This window comes from Fibrobacter sp. UBA2449 (assembly GCF_002342555.1).
GTDB lineage: Bacteria > Fibrobacterota > Fibrobacteria > Fibrobacterales > Fibrobacteraceae > Fibrobacter.
On sequence record NZ_DDQF01000017.1, the window covers coordinates 21,243 to 43,869 of the forward strand.

The 22,627-nt window shown below is 44.7% G+C and carries 24 protein-coding genes; 8 read left to right on the plus strand and 16 right to left on the minus strand.

The window, feature by feature from the left end:
* Nucleotides 1-19: 19 nt before the first annotated feature.
* Nucleotides 20-1,480, plus strand: coding sequence for an adenosylhomocysteinase (gene ahcY, locus B4B27_RS11105; RefSeq protein ID WP_290726480.1), 1,461 nt, complete (start codon nt 20-22; stop codon nt 1,478-1,480).
* Between the two features lie 94 nt (nt 1,481-1,574).
* On the opposite strand, the gene B4B27_RS11110 is transcribed toward ahcY, so the two are convergent.
* Both B4B27_RS11110 and B4B27_RS11115 read right to left on the minus strand, forming a co-directional pair.
* Entirely contained in the window at nt 1,575-2,804 is a 1,230-nt protein-coding gene (locus tag B4B27_RS11110) for a TonB family protein (RefSeq protein ID WP_290726482.1), read from the minus strand.
* An 80-nt stretch (nt 2,805-2,884) separates the two neighbouring features.
* Complete coding sequence (locus tag B4B27_RS11115; protein WP_290726484.1) at nt 2,885-3,121, minus strand: hypothetical protein; 237 nt, start codon at nt 3,119-3,121, stop codon at nt 2,885-2,887.
* Between the two features lie 61 nt (nt 3,122-3,182).
* Between B4B27_RS11115 and B4B27_RS11120 the strand changes: the two genes are divergently transcribed.
* A complete protein-coding gene (locus tag B4B27_RS11120) occupies nt 3,183-3,701 on the plus strand; it encodes a hypothetical protein (protein WP_290726486.1) in 519 nt (172 codons plus the stop codon).
* A gap of 14 nt (nt 3,702-3,715) precedes the next feature.
* Here B4B27_RS11120 and B4B27_RS11125 read toward each other — a convergent pair whose 3' ends face one another.
* Nucleotides 3,716-5,023 (minus strand): hypothetical protein, encoded by a 1,308-nt coding sequence (locus B4B27_RS11125; RefSeq protein ID WP_290726488.1) that lies wholly within the window; start codon nt 5,021-5,023, stop codon nt 3,716-3,718.
* Between the two features lie 14 nt (nt 5,024-5,037).
* The gene (locus tag B4B27_RS11130) at nt 5,038-5,211 is read right to left on the minus strand and encodes a hypothetical protein (protein ID WP_290726490.1); all 174 of its coding nucleotides are present in this window, start codon (nt 5,209-5,211) and stop codon (nt 5,038-5,040) included.
* A 49-nt stretch (nt 5,212-5,260) separates the two neighbouring features.
* Between B4B27_RS11130 and B4B27_RS11135 the strand changes: the two genes are divergently transcribed.
* The 4 genes from B4B27_RS11135 to B4B27_RS11150 all read left to right on the plus strand — a co-directional run bounded on the left by B4B27_RS11135 (nt 5,261) and on the right by B4B27_RS11150 (nt 8,189).
* On the plus strand, nt 5,261-6,349 hold the full coding sequence (locus B4B27_RS11135; protein WP_290726492.1) for a polysaccharide lyase: 1,089 nt from the start codon (nt 5,261-5,263) through the stop codon (nt 6,347-6,349).
* 87 nt (nt 6,350-6,436) lie between these two features.
* A complete protein-coding gene (locus B4B27_RS11140; RefSeq protein ID WP_290726494.1) occupies nt 6,437-7,492 on the plus strand; it encodes a helix-turn-helix domain-containing protein in 1,056 nt (351 codons plus the stop codon).
* Nucleotides 7,489-8,007: a hypothetical protein gene (locus B4B27_RS11145; protein ID WP_290726496.1), complete on the plus strand. Its 519-nt coding sequence runs from the start codon at nt 7,489-7,491 to the stop codon at nt 8,005-8,007. The genes B4B27_RS11140 and B4B27_RS11145 overlap by 4 nt, the downstream gene beginning before the upstream one ends.
* Nucleotides 8,004-8,189 (plus strand): hypothetical protein, encoded by a 186-nt coding sequence (locus B4B27_RS11150; RefSeq protein ID WP_290726498.1) that lies wholly within the window; start codon nt 8,004-8,006, stop codon nt 8,187-8,189. Before B4B27_RS11145 ends, B4B27_RS11150 begins: the two co-directional genes overlap by 4 nt.
* Nucleotides 8,190-8,191: 2 nt before the next feature.
* Here B4B27_RS11150 and B4B27_RS11155 read toward each other — a convergent pair whose 3' ends face one another.
* Nucleotides 8,192-11,239 (minus strand): type III restriction-modification system endonuclease, encoded by a 3,048-nt coding sequence (locus tag B4B27_RS11155; RefSeq protein ID WP_290726500.1) that lies wholly within the window; start codon nt 11,237-11,239, stop codon nt 8,192-8,194.
* Nucleotides 11,240-11,254: 15 nt separating this feature from the next.
* Between B4B27_RS11155 and B4B27_RS11160 the strand changes: the two genes are divergently transcribed.
* Nucleotides 11,255-11,461 (plus strand): hypothetical protein, encoded by a 207-nt coding sequence (locus B4B27_RS11160; RefSeq protein WP_290726502.1) that lies wholly within the window; start codon nt 11,255-11,257, stop codon nt 11,459-11,461.
* Nucleotides 11,462-11,479: 18 nt separating this feature from the next.
* Here B4B27_RS11160 and B4B27_RS11165 read toward each other — a convergent pair whose 3' ends face one another.
* The 11 genes from B4B27_RS11165 to B4B27_RS11215 form a co-directional block, all read right to left on the minus strand.
* Nucleotides 11,480-11,959, minus strand: coding sequence for a DUF3990 domain-containing protein (locus tag B4B27_RS11165; RefSeq protein ID WP_290726504.1), 480 nt, complete (start codon nt 11,957-11,959; stop codon nt 11,480-11,482).
* Nucleotides 11,956-12,171, minus strand: a complete 216-nt coding sequence (locus B4B27_RS11170; protein ID WP_095879321.1) for a DUF3791 domain-containing protein — start codon at nt 12,169-12,171, stop codon at nt 11,956-11,958. The genes B4B27_RS11165 and B4B27_RS11170 overlap by 4 nt, the downstream gene beginning before the upstream one ends.
* Before the next feature lie 154 nt (nt 12,172-12,325).
* Nucleotides 12,326-12,871, minus strand: a complete 546-nt coding sequence (locus tag B4B27_RS11175; protein ID WP_290726509.1) for a Panacea domain-containing protein — start codon at nt 12,869-12,871, stop codon at nt 12,326-12,328.
* A gap of 458 nt (nt 12,872-13,329) precedes the next feature.
* Nucleotides 13,330-15,657 carry a DUF262 domain-containing protein gene (locus B4B27_RS11180; RefSeq protein ID WP_290726511.1) on the minus strand — a complete coding sequence of 776 codons (2,328 nt, stop codon included), beginning with the start codon at nt 15,655-15,657 and terminating at the stop codon, nt 13,330-13,332.
* A complete protein-coding gene (locus B4B27_RS11185; RefSeq protein ID WP_290726513.1) occupies nt 15,654-16,955 on the minus strand; it encodes a putative phage abortive infection protein in 1,302 nt (433 codons plus the stop codon). The genes B4B27_RS11180 and B4B27_RS11185 overlap by 4 nt, the downstream gene beginning before the upstream one ends.
* A 202-nt stretch (nt 16,956-17,157) precedes the next feature.
* Nucleotides 17,158-17,910, minus strand: coding sequence for a PIN domain-containing protein (locus B4B27_RS11190; protein ID WP_290726515.1), 753 nt, complete (start codon nt 17,908-17,910; stop codon nt 17,158-17,160).
* A 3-nt stretch (nt 17,911-17,913) separates the two neighbouring features.
* Nucleotides 17,914-18,648 (minus strand): hypothetical protein, encoded by a 735-nt coding sequence (locus B4B27_RS11195; RefSeq protein ID WP_290726518.1) that lies wholly within the window; start codon nt 18,646-18,648, stop codon nt 17,914-17,916.
* 33 nt (nt 18,649-18,681) lie between these two features.
* The gene (locus B4B27_RS11200) at nt 18,682-19,503 is read right to left on the minus strand and encodes a hypothetical protein (RefSeq protein WP_290726521.1); all 822 of its coding nucleotides are present in this window, start codon (nt 19,501-19,503) and stop codon (nt 18,682-18,684) included.
* Between the two features lie 4 nt (nt 19,504-19,507).
* Entirely contained in the window at nt 19,508-19,801 is a 294-nt protein-coding gene (locus B4B27_RS11205) for a hypothetical protein (protein WP_290726523.1), read from the minus strand.
* 12 nt (nt 19,802-19,813) lie between these two features.
* Nucleotides 19,814-21,889 (minus strand): site-specific DNA-methyltransferase, encoded by a 2,076-nt coding sequence (locus B4B27_RS11210; protein ID WP_290726525.1) that lies wholly within the window; start codon nt 21,887-21,889, stop codon nt 19,814-19,816.
* Nucleotides 21,890-21,960: 71 nt separating this feature from the next.
* Complete coding sequence (locus B4B27_RS11215; protein WP_290726527.1) at nt 21,961-22,386, minus strand: hypothetical protein; 426 nt, start codon at nt 22,384-22,386, stop codon at nt 21,961-21,963.
* Nucleotides 22,387-22,455: 69 nt separating this feature from the next.
* Between B4B27_RS11215 and B4B27_RS11220 the strand changes: the two genes are divergently transcribed.
* Nucleotides 22,456-22,614 carry a hypothetical protein gene (locus B4B27_RS11220; protein WP_290726529.1) on the plus strand — a complete coding sequence of 53 codons (159 nt, stop codon included), beginning with the start codon at nt 22,456-22,458 and terminating at the stop codon, nt 22,612-22,614.
* The last annotated feature ends 13 nt before the right edge of the window (nt 22,615-22,627 follow it).

The following is a 22,627-nucleotide window of genomic DNA, read 5'->3' on the forward strand; positions in this document are numbered from 1 at the left end:
ATAAATAAGGAACATAACCATGGAATACAAAATTAAGGATATCAACCTTGCAGTGGAAGGCCGCAAGGAACTCGACCTCGCTGAAACCGAAATGCCGGGCCTGATGGCTCTCCGTAAGGAATATGCTGGCAAGAAGCCGCTCGCTGGCGCCCGCATCATGGGTAGCCTCCACATGACCGTGCAGACCGCCATCCTCATCGAAACGCTGGTGGACCTCGGTGCCGACGTGCGCTGGGTGAGCTGCAACATCTTCAGCACGCAGGACAACGCTGCCGCAGCCGTCGTGGTAGGCAAGAAAGGCACCGTAGAAAACCCGCAGGGCGTGCCCGTGTTCGCCTGGAAGGGCGAAACCCTCGAAGAATATTGGGAAAACACCGCCCGCGCCCTCGTGTGGCCCGACGGCAAGACTGCCGACCTCATCGTGGATGACGGCGGCGACGCCACCATGCTCGTGACCTGCGGCGCCGAATTCGAAGATGCCGGCAAGGTGCCCGAATTCAACCCCGCAACCGACAGCGAAGAATGGGGCGTGTTCCTCGCCACCTGCAAGAAGATTTTCGAGAAGGACCCGAAGCAGTGGACCCGCGCCCGCGAAACTCTCCGCGGCGTTTCCGAAGAAACCACTACCGGCGTGCATCGCCTGTACCAGATGGCCCAGGCCGGCCGCCTCAAGTTCCCGGCAATCAACGTGAACGATTCCGTGACCAAGTCCAAGTTCGACAACCTCTACGGCTGCCGCCACTCCCTCATCGACGGCATCAACCGCGCCACCGACGTGATGATGGCAGGCAAGATTGCAGTCGTGTGCGGCTACGGCGATGTGGGTAAGGGCTGTGCACAGTCGCTGCGCGGTCAGGGCGCCCGCGTGATCATCACCGAAATCGACCCGATTTGCGCACTCCAGGCCGCCATGGAAGGCTACGAAGTCAAGACCCTCGACGAAGTTGTGAGCTACGCCGACATCTTCGTGACCACCACCGGCAACACCGGCATCATCAGCGCAGCACAGATGAGCAAGATGAAGCACCGCGCCATCGTCGGTAACATCGGCCACTTCGACAACGAAATCGACATGGCCGGCCTCAAGAAGATTCCGGGCATCAAGAGGAACGAAATCAAGCCGCAGTACGACGAATGGATTTTCCCCGACGGCCACAGCATCCTCGTACTCGCTGAAGGCCGCCTGCTGAACCTCGGCTGCGCCACCGGTCACCCGAGCTTCGTGATGAGCGCCTCCTTCACGAACCAGACCATCGCGCAGATCGACCTCTGGCTCAACGCACAGGGCAAGCAAACTGTCGCCGGCATCAAGTACGAAAGCGGTGTCGTCTATACGCTCCCGAAGATTCTCGACGAAAAGGTCGCACGCCTGCACCTCGAAAAGCTCGGCGTCCACCTGACGACCCTCACCAAGGCCCAGGCCGACTACATCGGCGTGCCGGTCGAAGGCCCGTACAAGGCGGATCACTACAGGTACTAATCCCTGATTTGTCATCCTGGAGGGTTCGCAGAACCCGATAGGATCCAAGGCAATCGAACTTAAAATCCCTCGGCACTCGCCGGGGGATGTTTTTTCACTGGTAAAACGTAAGCGGGACAACCACCTTCGTGCTTCCGGACTCCACCTCTCCAAACGGTATCCCACCGACATAGTCACTGACCGCATTATCGAATTCCTCATAGCCGGTCGAGGAATACGCGACGGCCGTACGGACAACTTCACCGCTCGGGGCAATCTCAAATCTCAAAACAACGCGGCCATCGAATCCGGATTTCTTCTTCAGGAAATTGTTATAGATATCACACAATTCCGGCCCGCGACGTCTTATGGTTTCCAGGACATCTTTGGCGGAACGGGAGCCGCGCACCTTGATATCATCGGCCCGCCACGGAATAAAGACTTCGCCAGATGGCGTGTCACTGTCGGCTTTCGACAAACCAGTTACTTCCCCAAGAAGTTTGTCGATATCATTGTTGAATTTTTTCAAAAATTTCATCGCGTGCAAGCTCGCCTGTTCCATCTTCAAACTGGGCGCAACCAGCCTTCGAAAGCTGCGGGGATTATCCATTTGAGGCGCCAAACCGGACAACCGGTAAATTTCCCGATAGGCCATTTCCATCGAACGAAGGCGAAAAGCATCATCCGAGTCATCGACATCGACCCAGACATACCTGAACCCTATTTCCTTCAACGCAATTATCAAAGGGTGCAATTCATGGAACTTGTTCTGTCTAAAGAAACTGCCATCAATGTATAAAGAAATTCTGTCAACATCCCACCTGTCAGCATACCACTTGCGATAACGAATCAAGTTTCTGACAATAACATCAAATGCAGAAAGCGGAGCGATAGCGGCATCTCCCCGCCAAACCCTTCGCATAGAATTCGGGGAAAGTGTGGCAAGCGAATCCCCTTCGGCAGGCAATTTCAAGCCCCTCGGCGGAATCATGCCCAAGTCGCCCTCCCCCTCCACGCTGAGAAAATCACCCTTGCCATCAACATAGACGCTGTCCGGTGCTGCGACCATGGCCGAATACAAATAACGGGGGAACGGATAATGGACCGCCCAAAGGACACGCCCCGGATCCTCTTCGAAATCCTTCTCAATTGCCGCATAGCGGGCCGTATACGGATAATCGAGAACCCTATAATACACCTTCGGGTCAAATCCGCCACGAGCGCCGATAACAAGATGGTCGTCGTTTATGCCAAGGGAAAACATCAAGTCCTGTTCCCAGCAGTGACCGTAGCCAAAGCAAAGCGACACCACAAGGGCAAAGGTAAAAAGAATCCGGTCCGTCATTTTACTTCTCACAAAAATCTCGCATCGTCGCAGGGGAAAGAACAAGCGGCTATTCCTAATATATATTTTTTTATCTTATATTATATCATGAATCTCGCCTTGCTCAGAGTTTGCGCCATTATGTTGATTGCGAATGGATTGAAGAACATCGCAGGAACACTGCTGCAATCGTTCACTCTAGAAGCAGAAGAGCCGTTCTTTTCCAATTCTGGACCACAAATTCTATTAAGTAGTATTTGCATTATTGCAGTGGCAATCGCGCTCGTAAAAAAGAGTCCGCGACTTTTAAAAATCTTTGCGGTTGTTGCAATAATCATGATTCCTATTGGCGCAATTTTTTATGCAGTTCACTTCTACAAATATCTTTTACCTTTAGGCATGGGATACCATCACCTCCTTGAAGCGCTCTCCGACATTTTCGTGAATCCGTCTCTAGTCGTCTATATTGCCGCATTTTTTATCACATCGTCAATAAAAGAGACCATCGACACCAATCAAAAAATCAACATGGGCCTGCTCCGGTTCTGCACCGCATACTTTTTGGTCAATGCTGCAAACAACCTAATCAAAACGATATTGAATTTTTCTCTCTCCGCAGACATCATCTTCATGATTCTCATTCCCATCGCAGCGGGAACATTCGCCCTCATCAAGAAGAACACGCTAGTCTTGAAAATCTATTCCATAATAGCGTTCGTCTATATTTCATGGAGCACCTGGGATTATGTTCGCGAAAACATGTTCGGCACATATTATGTATGGGGTGCGGTTCTCGGCATGATTTTCAATCCGTTCTTCGTGGTTTGCGCCACGACATTCTTCGTGAATCCGGAAGAGACCAGGCTCTACGCCCAAAAATTGAAGAGTCTGTTTTTCAAGTGGAAAAAACTCACCTAATTTAAAGGGTTAATTCAGCCTTTGACGCCTTGAATTTCCTTGACAAGGGCGGCTGCGCAATCCATAAAGATGTCAAAGAAGCGTTCGACATTGTCATGGTCGCGGTCATTCCCGCGGATGCACATCGCAACCGTCAGGTTGTCGCCGAGGGTCGACACAGAAAGCAAGGTGTAGGGCTTGTACTTTATCGCCCCCGTAATGAATCCGTCGACAGGTTCGCGCCCCTGCAAGCCGAGCGCCCGGCTATCGAGACGGCCGATATTGCTCATGGAACAGGGCGGGTTGGAATAGACCTTGAATATAAGGAACTCGGCAATAGCCCGCGGGAAGACGTTGAAAATCGTAGCGACAAGCGGAAGCCCGTGAAGACCCATGTAAGGGTCGCTTTTGAAGGAGGCTACCGACCGGCTGACAGACGACAACGTTTCCAACATCGTGCGTCCCTTTTGGGGCACGCTGCTCTGCATCCACGCCGTGTGATTGGTGACGCTTTCCTTTGCGGCACCTTCCAGGTGACGGCGCAAGTCTATTGCGCAGGATATGGAAGTTTTCTTGCTCTCGGGGAATTGCGCGATGTCGTACAGCGCCTGGAAATAACAGGCCAAGAGGAAATCGTTCACCGTCACTCCGGCCGCCTTGCTAGCGGAGCAGACCTGCGCAAGCATGTCGGGCGAAAACCTGCGGCGTATAAGCTGGACGCGGTCATCGCCGGAATCCGGCGTGAAGGGGAAATAGCTGTCATCCTTCTGGTTGATATTCTTGAAAAGCCGCCTTGCGACCTTCCTTGCAGAAGAAGGAAGACACGCGTAGACGGCAGTGTAGGAGCGGTCACCCATGCGGAAACTCGGCATCGCGCCGGTTTTCCCGCTCGCGATGCAATCGTAGACATCGCAAAACCGGGGCAGAAAATACTTGAGGGACCCCGCATCCATGCACATGTGGTTCACCACCATGCACAGCGTGGTCCGCGTACCATGATAGAAGACAGCGACCTTCATCTGCAAAGATCCGGTAGGTTCTATGTAAGTCGTCAGGAAATTATCTTGTTCGCAATCAAGTTCCGCAGGGTCGATTTCCTTAAAGGCAACCACGTCTTCGATGCGGTAAGGCTCGACAATCCAGCGGGCATGAAAGAACCCGGGCTTGAACGATGCATGAAGAATAGGGACATCGCGAAAGGCAACGCCTAGCGTCTGCTTCAATATCGAAGGATCCAGCCTAAAATCGTAAGTGAGCGAAACATGGACAACACGGTCATTGATATCGCGGAACAAATAGTGCATATTGTCCCACAGCTCGGCGCGCAACGTATCTTTTTTCATTTAATTCTCGGTTTTTACCGGTTCCAGCCGGAATGCCCTTCGCCGTAATAGAGGGCGGCATCTTCGGGGCCAAAGTCGTCGGCCACAGTATCACGCGGAGAAAGCCACCCGCGCATCTTCTTGATGCGGGCCTTGCGTTCCTCTGCGCGACGCTCTTCATTGTGCTTTTCGTCAAGTGAATCGGCCATACATTAAAAAGATAGTTTAATACCAGCCAAAAAAGATTATTTTAAAAGCATGAGCGCAAAATTTCAGTACATCCTTTCTGCAACAGTGTTCACTGCCGCGGCGGTCGCCTCGATTGCCCCGGCCGCCTTTGCACAGACGGCATCCGACACCGTCTCGTTCGTGAACTTCGAGAACCGCGAAGTCGGCGTGTACGGCAATGCGGAGGCCAAGGAAGACTTCAAGCGTAACGACTACGACAAAAGCTGGTGGTACGCCATGGACAAGAACAATGGCGAAAATTCCAAGGTCGTGTACGACGGCGAGGAACACGGCAACGTACTGCAGCTCAAGTACCCCAAGGGTTGCGTAGGCCCGAACGACAACGACACCCCCGCCTGCGCTGCACAGATAATACAGCCCCTCGTGAAAACCGCCGACACCATGTGGAGCGCCTACGACATATTCTTCGAAGACGGATTCGAGTTCCAGCTCGGCGGCAAGCTCCCCGGCCTATGCGGCGGCAAGTGCTACACCGGCAACGCCATGCCCGAAACCGGCGACGGCTGGAGCGCGCGTATTATGTGGCGCAAGGACGGCAACGCCGTGCAGCTCATCTACTTTATGGGGCAAGAGTCCGTATATGGCGACGACTTCAAGTGGGACTTGAACGGCACCATCCCGCAAAAACAGTTCACCACCGGCACCTGGCACCGCATTATAAACAAAGTAAGTATGAATACAATAACTGCGCCCGGCAATGGCAACAAGAATGGCCGCGTGCAGACCTGGCTTGACGGCGAACTCGTGCTAGACGTAGATACCCTCAGGCTCCGCGACTACGACACCGTGAAAGTCGACAAGTTCTACCTCTCCACATTCCACGGCGGAAGCAGCGCCGAATGGGCACCCACCCACGACTGCTTTATCCGCTACGACAACTTCACCGTATCTACCGACTCCATCGCGGTAAAGGCGGGCGCACCGGACACAACCGCCCCGGGCACCGACCGCATTGGGGCGCAACGGCAAGACCGCGCCACGGTCGCCCCCGTTGAAACCTACCGCATCGACGGCACCTTTGTCGGCCGCAAAAACACCCTCCCCGACGCCACCACGCACCAGCTCAAGAACGGGAAACGGGTGAAAGTTGGGAGGTAGGGATGAAGAAGAAATAGCCATGTATGTACCACCACTTAGTTTACAAAATCTATAAAAATATATATATTTGTAAACAACGGAGGCGCTATGGCAGAACTTTCCATTTTCTCAGCTAGGCTTAAAAATGCCCGAATTATGAAAGGGCTCTCAATGGACGAACTTTGCTCGGCCATGGGGAATATCGTCTCAAAGATGGCGATTTCAAAGTACGAAAACGGCCTACTGGCACCGAACAGCGGTGTCATCATCGCACTATCCAAGGCGCTGGGCCTGCCCATTGACTACTTTTTCAGGCCCTTTACGGTGCAGGTGGATTCCGTGAGGTTCCGCAAGAAAAGCACGCTCCCGCAGAAAAAGGAAAACAGCCTCCGCGAAACCATCGCCGACCTGATGGAACGCTACATCAACATCGAGGAAATCTGCAGCAGCTCTGCCGCGAAACACCTTATCCCCCAAATCAGAGCCAACTCCGCCGAAGAAGTCAAAATGGCCGCAGCGATTGTCCGTAAAGAATGGCGGCTCGGCCTCGCTGGCATCGTAAACGTCATCGACCTGCTCGAAAACCACGGCATAAAGGTTATTGAGATCGACGCCCCGGAATCCTTTGACGGCATGAGCAGCCTAGTCAACGAAAAATTCCATGTTGTCATTCTGAACAAGGCTTTTTCCGTCGAGCGGAAACGCTTTACCGCGCTTCACGAACTCGGGCACCTCGTACTTCGCTTCCCCAAGTCCATCGACAAAAAGCAAGAAGAATCTTTCTGTCACCTGTTCGCAAGTGAAATGCTTGTCCCGGAACCCGAGCTCAAACGGATTCTCGGCAGGGCCCGCAGGGACATCTCGTACCAGGAACTGAGAGCCATCCAGCTCGGCTACGGAATCTCCTGCGACGCCATCATGTACAAGGCGAAGGAATGCGGCATTATTTCGGAACAGCGCTACCGAACCTTCTGCATCCAGAAAAACAAGGCGACGAAATTCAAGGCCCTTATCGAAAAGTCGCTATACCACGACGAAGAATCCACCAGGTTCGTAAGCCTGGTCTATAAGGCGCTGAGCAAGGAACTCATTACCATATCCAAGGCGGCAAGCCTGCTGCATCAGGACATCGAGCAAGTCCGTAGAGATCTCGCGCTGGTATGATTGAAGAACGGATTGTCATCAGTGACGCGAACGTCATATTTGACTTACTTTCAGTCCAATTGCTGGAAGCGTTCTTTGCCCTACCCTGCGAAATTTGCACAACCGATTTGGTAATTAGCGAAATTGAGAGACCGGAACAACAACAGATCATTCAGAAGTTTATCAAGTCGAAAAAGTTGGGTGTCGCGACATTTGATTTTGACGAATTTAGCGAAATTTTGCTTTTGCAGTCTACCAGCAAAAACAACACATCTATTGCGGATTGCTCCGTTTGGTATTATGCCAAAAAGGTTGATGGACGGCTTTTGACGGGTGACGGCAAACTTCGTTCCGCAGCAGAAAAGGACAACGTGAAAGTCTCCGGCATCCTTTACCTGTTTGACAATTTCGTTGAATATGGATTATTGTCGGCTTCGGAAGCTGCGGAGAACCTGAAAGCCCTGATGACCATAAACATGCGATTGCCTAAAACAGAATGCGAAACGCGAATTGCAAAATGGAGAAAAAGCCTATGACCCAAAAACTCTGGAACAAATGCAAAAAGTGCGGCTGCGACAAGCCCGAAGACACCGAAAAGCTTTGCGAGCAGTGCAAGGCAAAGCGTCGGCAATTCTGGAGCGACATCAAGAAGGTCGGCGGCGTAGCCGCTGGCGCGTTACTGGTGGTTATTGCCGGCGGGAAGATGAGGAAGAAGTAGATTTACTTCACTAAATCCAGCAGTCGTTCGTAGGAATCCACCACGTCGTAGGTGACAGAGTCGCTGGAGATGGCAGCGAAATGTTTACGGGCGCACTTGATTTTGGCGGATTCGATTTCGCGGAGTTCCATGGTGCTCATGGAGCCCTTGGTTTCGGCGACAAAATACACGTGCTTGACTTCGCCCTCATGAAAGGCAATTGCCCAGTCGGGATTATACTTGCCAACGGGCGTATTGATGAAGAATCCCTTGGGCAGTTTGATGTAAAGCGATACTTCCTTGCTCGTTTCCAGTTTCTGTGCGAAGTCGCGTTCGTTACTGGAATCATAAATCAGGTGGTCGTATAAATGCTGGTGCGTTTCGCATGCATTCATGCCGAGGCGGCCCTTCATCGTGTTGTCTGTAAAGATGCTCGTCTCGTAACTGGATTCCAGCTTGTTATACGTGATATGCTCGATGATGACGGTCGCCTTCTGTTCGTTGATTAAGCGGCTCGCCTTGATGATAAACTCTTCGGGGTTTTCCTGGAACTGCTCAAAGACGGGCTTCTGGATTTTGCCCAGAATTTCGCCAACGGTCTTGCGGGTAAGTCCCGTATCTTCAACAATCTTTCCAATCAAGTCGTACTTGACGCTGGAATTTGCAGTGGCGACGGCAGCCCTAGACTCCGTAGTTTCCATCTTAAAGGCATTGCCTGCTTCCAGTTGTTCTTTGGACTTGATTTTATCCAGAGAGCCCTGCGACACCCTGAAGAAAATCTTCGTCACACGCAAGTTCGCATTCAGCGCATCGACCGATTTACGGACAAGTTCATCTGTCTCGAAATCCACCACGTAAGCAGACTTCGCGTTAATCTTCTGCCAGAGTTCCTTGAACTCCTTGGAATTGTACTTGCTCTTGTTCAGGCGCAGTTCCACGTTGTTCTTACGGGCATCTTCGGGCTTAATCGCATCGGCATCGTAAAGCGTATCAAGAACGCCACAAATGCTTGCAGAATAAGGAGCAACTTCTTCGCAAAGGCATAGCGTACCTGCGGCCTTGTCCGTGCGATACTTATCCGTCAATGCCCCCTTCTTCACATAGCCGCATTCTAGCAAAGCATCGTAAACCGTCTGCGCAAAGTCATCCGTTACAAACAACTTTTCGCCGGCTTCCGACGTAAAAGACTTTCCCTTGAACAGGTCTATCGTCACCTTGACCGGGCGGCTGCCAATCGTTTCGGCCATTTCGGTTTGCAACGCCTTCGCGAAATCCTCGTAACTCTCGTTCGCAATAACCGTGAGCACGTTCACCGAATGCACGTCACCGCCCAAGACGCTCTCGTCCATGCGTTCGCCGTTCTGGTTCACGCACAAACGCAATCCGCGGCCCACTTCCTGCCGCTTGCGGACTTCCGAAGCGCTGCTCTTGAGCGTACAAATTTGGAACACGTTCTGGTTATCCCAGCCCTCTTTCAGTGCAGAATGGCTGAATATAAACCGCACCGGCTCTTCTCGCGAAAGCAAGCGTTCCTTGTCTTTCATGATCAAGTCGTATGCATCGATATCGTCGGAATCCGACGACCCGCGTGCAACCTTGCTATCGACAAAGCGACCGCCGCCCTTCTTGCTCTTGTCGATAGAGAAATACCCCGCATGCGCCTTGTGGGCATCCGTCTTTTCCAGAAATTCAAAATACTCCGGGCTCTCCAGCAAATCCTGCTGCATCGACTTGCGGATGGAATCGTATTCTTCTTCGAACATTCTGGCGTAAATGCCCATCTCGTCCGGAGCGTCGTAATCGCGATACTTCTTGACCTCGTCGATGAAGAACAGCGAAAGCACCTTAATGCCCTTGCCGAAAAGCGCCCGCTCGCGTTCAAAATGCGAAATAATCGTTTCGCGAATCTGGATGCGGCGCAACTGTTCCTCGTTTACCACGCCTACGCAATCGCCGGCATAAATCTTCTTGCCGTTCATGAAGGTCACGGACAATTCGTTGCCGTTCACTTCGGTAACAGTATAGCCGTCCTTGTATTCTTCGAGACCGCCCGACTGTTCGTAAAGATTAAAACCCTTCGTGACGTGGGCCTTTTTCTTGAGCAAGCCACTCTTGCCCTTGCAATCAAATTCAAGAGTCGCGACAGGAGCCTTGTCCGTAAACACCTGAACGCCTTCCAGGTACAAGTAACCCTCGGTCGCCGTAGAACCGCTCACCGTAATGCCCTTGACGCTAATCTTCTTGATCAGGTGCTTGTTGTAGGCATCCATCGCGTCAAGGCGGTAAACCATGTTGTAGATGGCGTCCTTGCGGTGCGTCGCCGAATAACGCAAAGTCAACAGCGGCTGGAATTCCGCCAGGCCCTCTTTCGTCTTCTTGCCCTCGACACTCTGCGGCTCGTCAATAATCAGAATCGGGTTCGTGCTCGCGATAACGTCTATCGGGCGGCGACTGCGGAACTCGTCCAGCTTCATGCGGATACGGCGCGCGTCCTTGCCCGTGGCGTTGAACGCCTGCGAGTTAATAATCATCACGTTGATGTGGCTGTCCGACGCAAAGTGATCAATCTCGGTCAGGTTCTGCGAATTGTAGATAAAGAACCGGATGGACTTGCCGTATTCTTCCAGAAAATGCTCCTGCATAATCTGGAACGACTTATAGACGCCCTCACGAATGGCGATACTCGGCACCACCACAATAAACTTGGTCCAGCCGTAGGCACGGTTCAGCTCGTACATCGTCTTGATGTAGGTGTAGGTCTTGCCCGTACCCGTTTCCATTTCGATGGTCAGGTTGTAACGGCCTTCCAGTTTTTCGGACTGCGGTAAAAGATTCGCCGACTGCACCGCCTGCAAGTTCGCAAGCACCTTGGAATCACTCAATTCAGGCACCAGACGCTGGTTACAAAACCCGGTCACGCCCCTCTGCGCAGGCACACTGCCGCCAAAGAGCTTGGTCGTACCCGAATCCATCAAGTAGCTCGATTCCAGGTAGGGCTGCCCCGCGAAAACATCGCAAACGGCCTTCGCGGCATCTGCTTGGAACTGCTGGTACTTGAACTGGATTTTCATAGTGTAAAATTAGGAATGTTTTGCAGAAAGTTCTGTTTCTTCAAGTATCTGTACAAGGACTTTGTAATCAAGATACTGGATGCCTTCAACGCCCTCATGGATTTTATCGGCAAGCTTGCTCTGGTAATAAAGATCCATAGCTTCTTCCAGCGAACACTTACGCACCTGCGCCAAATGCGCTATAATCCGTTCTTCCAGGCGTTCCTGATAAACCTTCTCTAGAACTTCGCCATCCATAAGCTAAACCTCTTCGCCAGAAACAAACGTCAGCAACGAATCAATCGCTTTCTGCGTAATGAAGGCAATCTGGTCGTAATGCGGATACACCTTGATTTCTCTCAAGGCACGGTCTAAATCCCAGATTCCCGAATGATACATATCTACCACACGGAAAACCTTGTCGTTCGCAACCTTGCCTACGATAACATCGTAATCCCTGTAATCCAAAGCCCCATCGCGGCACTTGCAGACAAAATTTATCCATTCGGTCAAATCTTCTGGAAAAGTCTTTACCGATAAATCGCTTGTAAAATCCGACATCTCGTAGATGTTCAAAACAGGACTTGCACCGTCATAAATTTTTGACTTTCTTTCGGCCCAACGGACAGCCTGCTCGCGAACGGTAGTCACATAGAACCCCATTCCAAAATCAAGGGGCCTGTAGGAATGGTTGATATCAGGCTTCTGCACGACCTGTATTGAACCATGGTAAACAATCATATAGCCACCTTGCGGACTTTCAAATATTCCTCGATATCGCTCACGACAAAATCAGTCCCTTGCGTGTGCATTATCTCGTAATTGGGGACAAGGAACTTTTGGATACAACCAGAATCCCTAAGTTTTTTATATACGGCGGACGGCAGCTGATTCCACTTGTTCGCGCAAGCGTGAATCATGTACACGACAAATTCGAAAGAATCCTGGATCATAATGCCTCCGTATAATTTAAAAGATACTTATTTTTCATTAAAGAAGATAATATCCGGCGTTCTTTGGAGGTGCCAAATATGCTATGAAAATCTATTCACAGAACGTATTTCAACAACTTTCTCGGGAAAAAGTCCGATTTATAACAAAAAATGGTTACGCAAACTCTTTTTCGTAGATTTCTCTTTCTGCAAGGACCGTGTCAATTTCTTTTTTGTCCTTGCCCAAGGCTTCCATAATCTTGCGTAGCGGCAACGGAATAGAAGACCCCTGCGGATCTTCCCATTCGGGGAGCTTGTGCGCAACATTGTTCACAAGATCACATTTGTCCATCCTGCCGTATTTGGCAACAATCTCGCCAATGGTATTCTCTTCGGCACGGGACAGTTCAAGAATCTTTTCGTTGACCGAGGTATCCCTTATGGCGATATCGTATCCAACCCGCAAAAAAAACTTGTCCCATTCCCTTTGAAACTTGTCGCAGGACTCGTTCATGATAAGATTGTAAAGCCTAGAAAGAACAGGGCCATACGGCATCGAATAATACTCGTCGTTTGAAATCGACGAATCGTATTTATCAATATGCAACCTGTCCGAAAGATACATCAACTTGATGACCTTCATGTAATTGATGGATTTCACGTCCATCCGTTTCATAATGCACGCGATTATGCCCATGAGTTTTTCTACGTTAAAAAGCATAATGCCTCCATCAAGTTGCAGTGAAAATATACATAACTCGGACTCACTTTCATATACTCCTTTCCTTGCAGACAAGCCAAAAACAACCGCAAGGCACTGTTTGTTATATAATTATTTTAGATCATCGTCAAGGGTAATAATCAGCGTGAATAACATCTAGCGTTTTTTCGGAGGACAATGAAATCACATTTTTCCATTCAATAATTGCGGTTTTACCACAAAATTCCAGACTTTTTCGGTCGTTTAATCACATTTTCCTTAAAATGAATCAGACGCATTGACAGTCAGTGTTAAAATTTACATCGCTACTATTTTTAGGGGCGAAGCAAATCCAGAATATCGAATGTCAAGCAATCTTCGATCAGCGCCATCAACAACCAGTTCAGCGTTGTTCTCTAGAGATTTTTATTTAGGTGAAATTTTTTTTTATTAAAATAGATTTTTTTTGCGAATCCTTGTTATGGTTTACTTTTCGTCACACGATGTATTTCATCCATAAAGTTTGAGTAATATTTTTCATCCACATTTTCGTTGTTTGCATTTCTAAGCAATTTAAGAATGGCGCTAATATTATTTTTTATTACATCTTTATTTCGATCATTGCAATCAGCATAGTGAAGAACCAGCCAAATAACATAAAAATCTTGATAGGACCTTCTAAACGTTTTAGCTTTTTTCACATTAAAAAATTCATTAAGGGAAGCTTTAGAACCACCATCATCAAATAAACTACCGAAGAACCTGATTCTATCGTCAGTTTTGCTTAATGTTGTTAAAAACAATTTCTTTTCGGCATCATCACTTTCAAGACTATCTAAATATTCCGTTATTGCCTTTTTATCTTTTACACGACATGTGATGCGATCAATTCTTTTAAACATTCCCAAAACTTTTTCATAGGAATTATCTTTGGTAAGGATAAGATCTATATATGTAAGGAGTGTTATCAACTCTTCATTTTCCATTCGATCAGTTCTATTAGCAACATCTTCAATATCGTTACTAAAGAACCAAGCAGAATGTTTCCGCGTAACTTCTTTTACCCGTTCAATAACATCTTTATCAATATATGAATTCCACATTTCAAAAGAATTCTGTTTGATTGGATAAGGCTTTTGGTTCAATCTAATAAACAAATCTATCGGATCAAATTTTTCATTCAATTTCGCATCAATAACAATTTCATCTAAATAGAAGTCTAATATTTGGTCATGGTCATTTTCGTTCAATGCTGATACATTTTGACCATTCAACTCTTTGCGAATAGCCAAGTTTTTCAATTTAAAGTTATTGTTTCTAGAATAATCCGTTTTCCCGTTTTCATTCTTGTATCCCTTTCCAAGGAAAGCAAGAATAGAAAGAAGTCGCTGTTGCCCATCAACAACTTCTTTAACACCATCTTTTCTAAGATATACAAAAATTGGGGGAAGCGGTATTTTCAATAAAATACTCTCAATAATTGAGGATGCTTTATTTAGACTAATTTTTTCTTGTCGTTGATATGAAGGACGAATTAAATATTTATCCGAAATTAAGTCCGACAGAACATCTTCTACTGTTTTTGAAATCGGAGACGGTTTATTCGTTCTTAAGCTTTCTAATTCTTGCACAACATTTTTTACATCTTGTTTAGACTGACTTGAATCAATTATTTTTTGTTTAAAATCGTCATTTCGAATATACTCTGAAAAATCAAAATTATAAAGTTGTTTAAATAATTCTGCAGTAGCATTAAATCTTCCAAAGATACTTATATAGAAAAAAGAATTTTCATCTGAATATACAGCCTCATTCTTTTTATAGAAAGTAAATATTTCATTTATATTTTCTACTAAATTGTATTGAATATTTTCTTGCTCTAAAATGAGGGATGCCCAAATTAAAGTTTCATAAAATAATTTATTTTTTAGTCCATCGCCATCTTGCGATTCAATAATTTCATACAAACCAAAAACATTGTTTAATATTTTTTTGTATTTTTTAACTTCGTTACTAACATCATCCGATAACTGCTGCATCGCAGATTGATACAGTATTTCGCTTATATTCGCTCGATTAACACCTGTTGCATATATAGAAATCGGAAATTTTGGCAAAACATATATTTTTCTAAGTTTATCGACCATTATTTTTCTTAAATCAGCCACTTCCTTTGTCCGATTTGTTGGGAACAAACATTTTTTCACATGTTCGAAAAAATTTTGATCCTCAACTAAATGAAGCTCAATTTCATTCGAAAATTCATCATCAGAATACTTCGCCCCGTCCACCTCTACCATAGTTAATGGCGTCACTCCGGTGTTATAGCGTCGAAAAATTTCTTTTTTTAATTTATCTTCAACATCAGGAGCAATTTCACCAATGACCTCAAATTCAAAAATTCTTATATTAGCATTAAGAAAGACCTCTTTGATATCATCCTCTAACCTATTGAAGGTCATCTTTTTCAATGCTGGCAAAGCCACCAAACCTTTGTCATCCAAACCAAAATCATTTTCCTTAAATCGTTTTAGAGTCTCAAAACGCTGACGACCATCGATAACTTCCGTTTTCATCCCCGACTTATATAAGATAAGTGGAGGTATTTCTGTCCCAAGTAAAACGCTTTCAATAAAGAAAGACTGCTTTTCGGAATCCCATACATAATTCCGTTGATAATAAGGTTTATAATCAATCTTTTTTATATTTCGGTCGCTTAAGAGTGTTTTTACTGATAATGTTCTTGACTCTGTTTTCAGTCCATTTCTCATAACAGCGACAAAATCTTTTTCTTTCTGATAATTCATAGGAGATCTCCCCAATTAGTTGAAACTACAGACACTTTTCTAAAATCCAAATCGATATCTACATGTACAGCAAATACATTCTCTTTTGGTTGCTTATATTTAGATAAAAAGAAAATATCATAAAAAAGAAATTCTGTCAAATATGCAATAGTTTTATCATTAATCAATTTGGCATATTTCCCATATGTAAGTGACGCAGAAAATTTCTCATCCGTAAGAGTTAGCTGAAAGTCTATTTTTTCATCACCAGAACTAATAGTTTCATTTTTAATTAGAGAATTTTCTGTATAATCAAGTTCATTAAATGTACTACACGCATCCCTTGTTATTTTGTCGATTTGATCATAAAAATACGACAACAGATTTCTTGTAAAAAAGTCTTCAATGTACGCACATTCCAATTTATCAAGTACACCAACTTTGAATAATTTTTTGTAGCGCACCATAAGTATTCTGTCTTTCACAGAAGCCCTTGTTCGAGTATAATAAAAAAGTAAAATCTTTTCATTTTTTGTCAATTGTGAATGTAAAATTTTCAAATAATGCATCCTAGTTTTTCTTTCAAATTCCGTTTCCTTCAGTAGATTTAGCGCACGAAAAAAAACTTGCGTATAATTTTCCAAATATTCACTTTTTTGAAGAATCTTCAATTCAAAAGATTTGTCAACATCTCTAAGTCGCTCTTTGATCGTTTTTTCATCTATTGCCGTTGTTCTTGCGACAAATTGCTTAAATAAATTATCATCCGTGTTAAAAAATTTTTTTTGCTGCTCACTAAGTAATCTTATTAATGCAAAAAAACTCGATTCAAATTGCTGTAACGCTAGAACATTTGTTTGTTTTTTATATTCTTTAGCTTGTTCTTCATAAAATTTCGTCTGTTTTTCAAAAAGTTTAGTCTGTTTTTCATAAACTGCTCTTGTTTCTCTAAGCTCTCTTTCTTGAGCTTTAAATTCCTCTACCTGCTGATTTAATGCTTCTGTTTGAAGGCTCAGAGAATTCTGATTCGTTTTTAAATCTTTTCTTTGTTCTTTTAACGCCACATAATAAAGTATTACACCAACCAACGCAAATAAACTTCCGATTACACCACCAACAAAGTCACCAAATTGTCCTATTTTTTCTTCATTTATTTTTCCAAAGAATGTAAAATTCCAATCACCACAAATAAAATTTAACGCAACAAATAAGAAGAAAAGAACTATACCAAATAACGATAAACGATATGCATTACTTTCCGAAAGAAAAGTCTTTCGAAATATGGATATTTGCCTTTTTTTGCGGAGAAAGAAACTCATAAAAAATTATACTACCTTGATAGCTGTATTGGTACTTATTGTTTTGAAAATTTCGGTGATGTTGATTTTGGGGGAGTCGCTTTTGACATTGCAATCATAAAATTCGGCACGAGAGAACTCGGCCGTATTCTCCGAAAATTGCAGGCACTTGAACATGTTTTTCATCACATTTCCTAAGTAGTTTGTTTTTAATATACCTTAATTATTTGTATTCGACATGGACTCCATCTTTGGAAAGTTCTAAAAAACCGCTTTTTTGAAGATTTTCTATTAAACTTTGCAAATCTGTATCGGTCGGGTTTTCCGCTTTGAACCAACTCTTGAGTGAATTTTGCAATCTCTTTATTGTTGTCGGTTTATTTTTCGACATTCCCTTCAAAGTAGATTTCGCTTTTTCAAGCGCCTTTTGCAAATCAAAATTTTTTGATACAGGCTGATTTTTCTCCGCCTTAGACGGCTGGACGGTTAGCTTTTTTGGAAGCTGAGGCTTTTTCTCTTCTTTCGGTTTTACATCTATAGCCAGTTTTTTCGCCAAGGCTTCGTAAGATTCTACCCGTTCACAGCGATCCTTGCCGAATACTTTTTGAACATGCAAAACAAGAGGATCGTAATCATGGTCCTTCGAAAGAATTACGCAATGGCTATTGAATGGCTCATACGGCATCACTTGCCCCATATAGAAAGCGATATAAAAGTCCAAAGCGTTTTCAGCTTGTTTCTTTGTCATCTTCTCGGGGATAGCCAATTCGACAAGTTCTACACGATCTTCATTGAGCGCATAACCAAAATCCTTCAATTGAGTAAGAGAAAGATTTATCCGATTCGTAGAATTATGGAAGAGAATAAACTTTAACGGCGTCCCGTCTGTATTCACGACCAAATCTGCCAAGCCACCTAGGCCGACATTTTCACAATCAACAAGAACATGGGATATGGGAAATTTTAAAGCAGACATAATTTACTCATCCCCTTCAAAATCATTCTTTAGCAAACTCACCGCATGACAAGCAAAGAAAATTTTATTCTGTTTATACGTTTCAAATATGTCATCACCCCCAAGTTCTTGATAGGCGGTTTCTACTTCTGGATATCTATTTAAAAGATCGTCAATTTTAAACATTCCAGAAATTCGGCTCATCGCATTTGGTGAAGGATGCCTTAATTCTTTTAGTTTTTCTCCTGCGAAATTAAAAACAGACAATGCTTTAGTTCCGCAACATACAACTTTAGTAACATAGGAATCTAGGTCAGTCCACATATCCTCCCATAAATCCTTTGACCGAACCAGCATTTCATTATTCGGGTTCTTATTTCTATTACCAACCCTTCTTGACCATAGGCATGCGTTACAAACAGCGATTTCATATGGATTTAAACCAAGAGCAGCTTTTAACGCAAGAGGTATAGAACCATCTTCCCATGGCTTAACATCCATTTTGGGGAAAGGGCCCTCAATAGCATAACTCTTTGAACCATCATAATCGGGATACAGCCTGCAAATTTTCTGCACATCAGAACAATTCGCATAAGCATTCGCTTTTAAATTTTGGGCTTCGGCAATAACAAGAACGCCATTCCAATTTTCAGGAATATACGGAATGTAAGGGATGTCAACAACTACAGAAGTTTCTCCAGTAAAATTGTTTCCCATACAAATATTAATCAATTTTTGTCTTAGTCGCAAGGCATCCATGTTCATGCAATTTCTAGATTCAAAGCAAAAAAATTACTTTTTTTCTTCAATCACAGATTCTTCCGGTCGAGAAATGTATTTCCCATATAACTTATTTACATTCGTTTCCAATTCTGATATGCTTTTATCATCCATAAGTTTAATTGTTTTTGAAGATTCACCATCATATTTTATCACTAAAATTTCATGATGCAAATATTCTAAATTTCCATAAAAAGCATCGACATCTTCTATAACAAATTCTTCAGACAACATTTCTTGAGTTAAAGCCAACAAAAGATTTATCGATTTTTCAAATAAGTCAAAATTTTTTCCATGCGGTCCATTCTTTATTTTTTCCACAACCAAATTGAATATTTTTCTTGCAAAGATGTACAATGGTTTGCCATTTAAACTTGATTTCTGCGCATCAAAAAGTGTTTCTAGGAATTCGATATGAAGATAGGTTGCATATAAACCATATCGATCGACCATCATATCTTTCAAAGGCTGGATAACTTCTTCTTTATTATTACAAACATATTCTTTTACTTTTTTTGGAAGAAGCTCTTGATTTATTTTTGACACAACCTTTTCTTGAATAGTGCTATTTTTATGTTTGATACGTTTTAATTCGCTTTCCATTTTTTGAAAATCATTTCGATCCCACCACTTTTGAATTGTAAAAAGAGCGACAAATACTGTTATTAACGCACCAAACAAGGACGCATAAGAAGCAAAAAAATTATTCACATCCGCTTTTTCACCATCATATAATAAGAATACGCCTTTTTCATATACATAATAAAAAAGGACTGCGCAAAATACAATAAGAGCTATTGATAGTAAAATTGATTTAAATTTTGAACAAAACATTCAACTAATACCTTTGTTTAAATATGGGTTTAGATCCAACTGCTTTTGTTATTCTTTCTATCAATTCATCTGCAGCTTCCGATGCATCACCTCCCGGTTTGAAATAAAATGATTTATCCAACCGAATTTTTCTAGCATTATCAGAACGCATAAGAATTGAGGCCAAGCCATTGGGAATGACATAAGGTTCTCCAATTAACTGATCCCAATTATCAATTTCATTCGCATTTGATGATGAAATTATATAAAATATCTGGTCATCAGCGTATTCAACTCTTAATCGAATTTTATCATTCATACAGATTCTCCTTTACACCACCTTTACTGTAGTGTTGGGGCTTATTGTTTTGAAGATTTCGGTGACGTTGATTTTGGCGGAGTCGCTTTTAAAGCTGGAGTCGCGGAAGACGGCGCGGAGGGGCTTGGCGGCTGCGATTTGGCGGATGGCGGCTTCGGGGATGTCGTTTGCGAAGCAGGCGACTAGGTCGCCGTCGTTGACGTTATAGACTTGGAGGTTTTCGATGGTTTCGGTTTTGATGGGGAGCGAGAGCGGGACGCCCCAATCGACGAGGCAGCCGAAGAGGAGGTCCATGTCGGTGCGGCCGTCCTTGATGTTGCTGATTTGCTCGACGAGGTCTTGCTGGGAGATTTCGCCGGCGGAGTAATAGACGTCCTTCATGTTGGAGTCGTCGATTTTCAGGACGCGGAAGCCGATGTCCAACGGTTTTGCGGCTGCGGGCTTGTCGCTTGTGCTATCGAACAGGTCCGTTTTGTCGGCGGCAAATTTTTCTTTGGCTTGTTGTTCTGCGAGGATTTTGTCGCCTGCGCGGCGGATGCGTTCTTTGCCGATTTCGCAGATGGTCTTGTAAGTCGGAGACTTGGTTTCTTCAGGAACTTGAACCAATATAAACTTACGGTTTCCACCATCTTCCGCATTTTTCTTAAATACAGAATGAGCCGTTGTTGCAGAGCCTGAGAAGAAATCAAGAATTACTGAATCCTTGTCTGTCGCAATAGTCAACATTCTATCAAGTAAACGAGTCGGCTTCGGAGTATCAAAAGGAGCTTTTCCATCAAACAATGCTAAAATTTCTTTTTTCGCTTCGTCGGTGTGACCTGCGTCTTCAAAAGACCAAAAATTCGTCGGCAATTTTCCACCAACATCATCTAAATATATTTTTCTAGCAATTCCGCCAAATCCATTTTTTGTGAAGTAGAATTTAGGCCATGGTCCTTTTTCCAGTACCTTCTTAGCCTTTTCTTTTGAGATTTCCAAAGACTCTGAAAGAACGATACTCATCACATTTTTTCGTATTTCAGAAACGGACACCCCACATACTTCAGCTCTTTTCTCTTCATCATGAAGATCGCGCAATTCATAACTGCACCAACCTTGCATAATTTCAAGCATTAAATCCTGTCCAAACGCCCAACATCTTCCATTAGAGGGATACAAATATTCTCCAGTTAACGGGTGTTGAATTGCATATACCATTCCTTGGTGGGTTGCTGCACCAGGTGCGTTCGCATCTGAACTTTTCCATAAAGCTTTGTCATTATCGGGATTTTTGTATTTTGCATCCATCTCTCCCGTTCTCGGTAACGCGTTCGGCATCCAATCCTGTTGACGGCTATAAGACAATATATGTTCTATTTCACGAACAATTCCTTTTGAATCATTCCTTGGAGCATATGTTCTTTGCCAAGCGATATCGCCAACAAAGCAATCTCCGCCAAACACTTCATCGCAAATCTTTTTCAGATTCGCTTGTTCGTTATTGTCGATGCTGATAAATATCACGCCGTCGTCGGTGAGCAAGTTGCGGGCGAGCAGCAGGCGGCTGTAAATCATGGAACACCAGTCGGAATGGAAACGGCCGTTGCTGTCGGAATTCTGCACCATGCGATTTCCTTCGTCGTCCACGGCGCCGCTTTCTTCGGCGTACTTGGCGCTGTCCATGCGGAAGTCGTCTTTGTAGATAAAGTCGTTTCCGGTGTTGTAGGGAGGGTCGATGTAAATCATCTTGACCTTGCCCAGGTAGCCTTCTTGCAGGAGTTTCAGGGCTTCGAGGTTGTCGCCCTCGATGTAAAGGTTCTCGGTGGTGTCGAAGTTCTTGGATTCTTCCACGCAGGGGCGCAGCGTCTTGCGGATCGGTTTCGCGGCCTCCACCATGGCATCGCGCTTGCCGACCCAGGTAAATTCGTAGGACTCATCGCCTTCCGCGACACTCTCGCCGAGCATCTGCTTGAGCGCGTCGAAATTCACCGCCTTCTTCAGCTTGCCATCGGCGGCCTTGCTCTCGGTCACGCAATTCGGGAACAACGCGGCAATCTTTTCGACATTCATCTGCGCCATATCGGGAGTTTCAAACTTCATCTTTTCCATGGGATACCTTTGTCCGAAATATATATTTATATCGGTTGTTGATGGTCTAATTCTTTATGATTTCCCTTCAATTATTCAACATTAAGTTTCAAATCACCATCGGCAAAGCCTTCTTCGGCGAAATCAATCAATTTGGGCTGGGAAGCAACAAAACGAATTAAAGCCAAAACAGCTGCGGATATTTTCTTCCCTTGTTTCCAGCGGTTCACGGTATGGGGCGCCAGATCAAGGGCGCGTTCCAGGCGGGCATCAGAATAGCCAGCCTTGTTGATTTTTTCAATCAACGAAGGCATGCTTTCGTTTGCTTTTTCCTTTATTCTCTGTTCAACAATTTTATGTGAATCAGAACTCAGACGAATATCTGAATTGCAGTCGTTGCAGTGGCAAAATCGAACTTTTTGCAAAGCAGACTTTGCCATCGGGACCAAAACTTCCTTCAATTTTTCTTTAATTTCGATATTCCTGGAATCACAGATAGGGCATTCCGACACGTCCATACAAGACCTCGACATATTACACACTGTGTGTAATATAGGTTGTTTTTGAAGGAAAAACAAGAGATTTGAATGAAAGAAAACTTCTTTCCGATTAAAATGGAAAAAATGGCGATTTTAGCGAAATTTCGCCATTTTCCGGCAAAAATCGCGTCGCATGTTGAAATTTCTATAATTTTGACCAAATTTTATGTTGAAAAAACTATAATTTTTTTGAAAATAGAAATATAAACCATAACCGTTT

Excerpts from the sequence above, each read along its gene's own strand:
- ahcY (WP_290726480.1), top strand. The coding sequence starts at position 20 with ATGGAATACAAAATTAAGGATATCAACCTTGCAGTGGAAGGCCGCAAG.
- B4B27_RS11110 (WP_290726482.1), bottom strand. The coding sequence starts at position 2,804 with ATGACGGACCGGATTCTTTTTACCTTTGCCCTTGTGGTGTCGCTTTGC.
- B4B27_RS11115 (WP_290726484.1), bottom strand. The coding sequence starts at position 3,121 with ATGATTATTGCAACAACCGCAAAGATTTTTAAAAGTCGCGGACTCTTT.
- B4B27_RS11120 (WP_290726486.1), top strand. The coding sequence starts at position 3,183 with ATGGGATACCATCACCTCCTTGAAGCGCTCTCCGACATTTTCGTGAAT.
- B4B27_RS11125 (WP_290726488.1), bottom strand. The coding sequence starts at position 5,023 with ATGAAAAAAGATACGTTGCGCGCCGAGCTGTGGGACAATATGCACTAT.
- B4B27_RS11130 (WP_290726490.1), bottom strand. The coding sequence starts at position 5,211 with ATGGCCGATTCACTTGACGAAAAGCACAATGAAGAGCGTCGCGCAGAG.
- B4B27_RS11135 (WP_290726492.1), top strand. The coding sequence starts at position 5,261 with ATGAGCGCAAAATTTCAGTACATCCTTTCTGCAACAGTGTTCACTGCC.
- B4B27_RS11140 (WP_290726494.1), top strand. The coding sequence starts at position 6,437 with ATGGCAGAACTTTCCATTTTCTCAGCTAGGCTTAAAAATGCCCGAATT.
- B4B27_RS11145 (WP_290726496.1), top strand. The coding sequence starts at position 7,489 with ATGATTGAAGAACGGATTGTCATCAGTGACGCGAACGTCATATTTGAC.
- B4B27_RS11150 (WP_290726498.1), top strand. The coding sequence starts at position 8,004 with ATGACCCAAAAACTCTGGAACAAATGCAAAAAGTGCGGCTGCGACAAG.
- B4B27_RS11155 (WP_290726500.1), bottom strand. The coding sequence starts at position 11,239 with ATGAAAATCCAGTTCAAGTACCAGCAGTTCCAAGCAGATGCCGCGAAG.
- B4B27_RS11160 (WP_290726502.1), top strand. The coding sequence starts at position 11,255 with ATGTTTTGCAGAAAGTTCTGTTTCTTCAAGTATCTGTACAAGGACTTT.
- B4B27_RS11165 (WP_290726504.1), bottom strand. The coding sequence starts at position 11,959 with ATGATTGTTTACCATGGTTCAATACAGGTCGTGCAGAAGCCTGATATC.
- B4B27_RS11170 (WP_095879321.1), bottom strand. The coding sequence starts at position 12,171 with ATGATCCAGGATTCTTTCGAATTTGTCGTGTACATGATTCACGCTTGC.
- B4B27_RS11175 (WP_290726509.1), bottom strand. The coding sequence starts at position 12,871 with ATGCTTTTTAACGTAGAAAAACTCATGGGCATAATCGCGTGCATTATG.
- B4B27_RS11180 (WP_290726511.1), bottom strand. The coding sequence starts at position 15,657 with ATGAATTATCAGAAAGAAAAAGATTTTGTCGCTGTTATGAGAAATGGA.
- B4B27_RS11185 (WP_290726513.1), bottom strand. The coding sequence starts at position 16,955 with ATGAGTTTCTTTCTCCGCAAAAAAAGGCAAATATCCATATTTCGAAAG.
- B4B27_RS11190 (WP_290726515.1), bottom strand. The coding sequence starts at position 17,910 with ATGTCTGCTTTAAAATTTCCCATATCCCATGTTCTTGTTGATTGTGAA.
- B4B27_RS11195 (WP_290726518.1), bottom strand. The coding sequence starts at position 18,648 with ATGGATGCCTTGCGACTAAGACAAAAATTGATTAATATTTGTATGGGA.
- B4B27_RS11200 (WP_290726521.1), bottom strand. The coding sequence starts at position 19,503 with ATGTTTTGTTCAAAATTTAAATCAATTTTACTATCAATAGCTCTTATT.
- B4B27_RS11205 (WP_290726523.1), bottom strand. The coding sequence starts at position 19,801 with ATGAATGATAAAATTCGATTAAGAGTTGAATACGCTGATGACCAGATA.
- B4B27_RS11210 (WP_290726525.1), bottom strand. The coding sequence starts at position 21,889 with ATGGAAAAGATGAAGTTTGAAACTCCCGATATGGCGCAGATGAATGTC.
- B4B27_RS11215 (WP_290726527.1), bottom strand. The coding sequence starts at position 22,386 with ATGGACGTGTCGGAATGCCCTATCTGTGATTCCAGGAATATCGAAATT.
- B4B27_RS11220 (WP_290726529.1), top strand. The coding sequence starts at position 22,456 with ATGAAAGAAAACTTCTTTCCGATTAAAATGGAAAAAATGGCGATTTTA.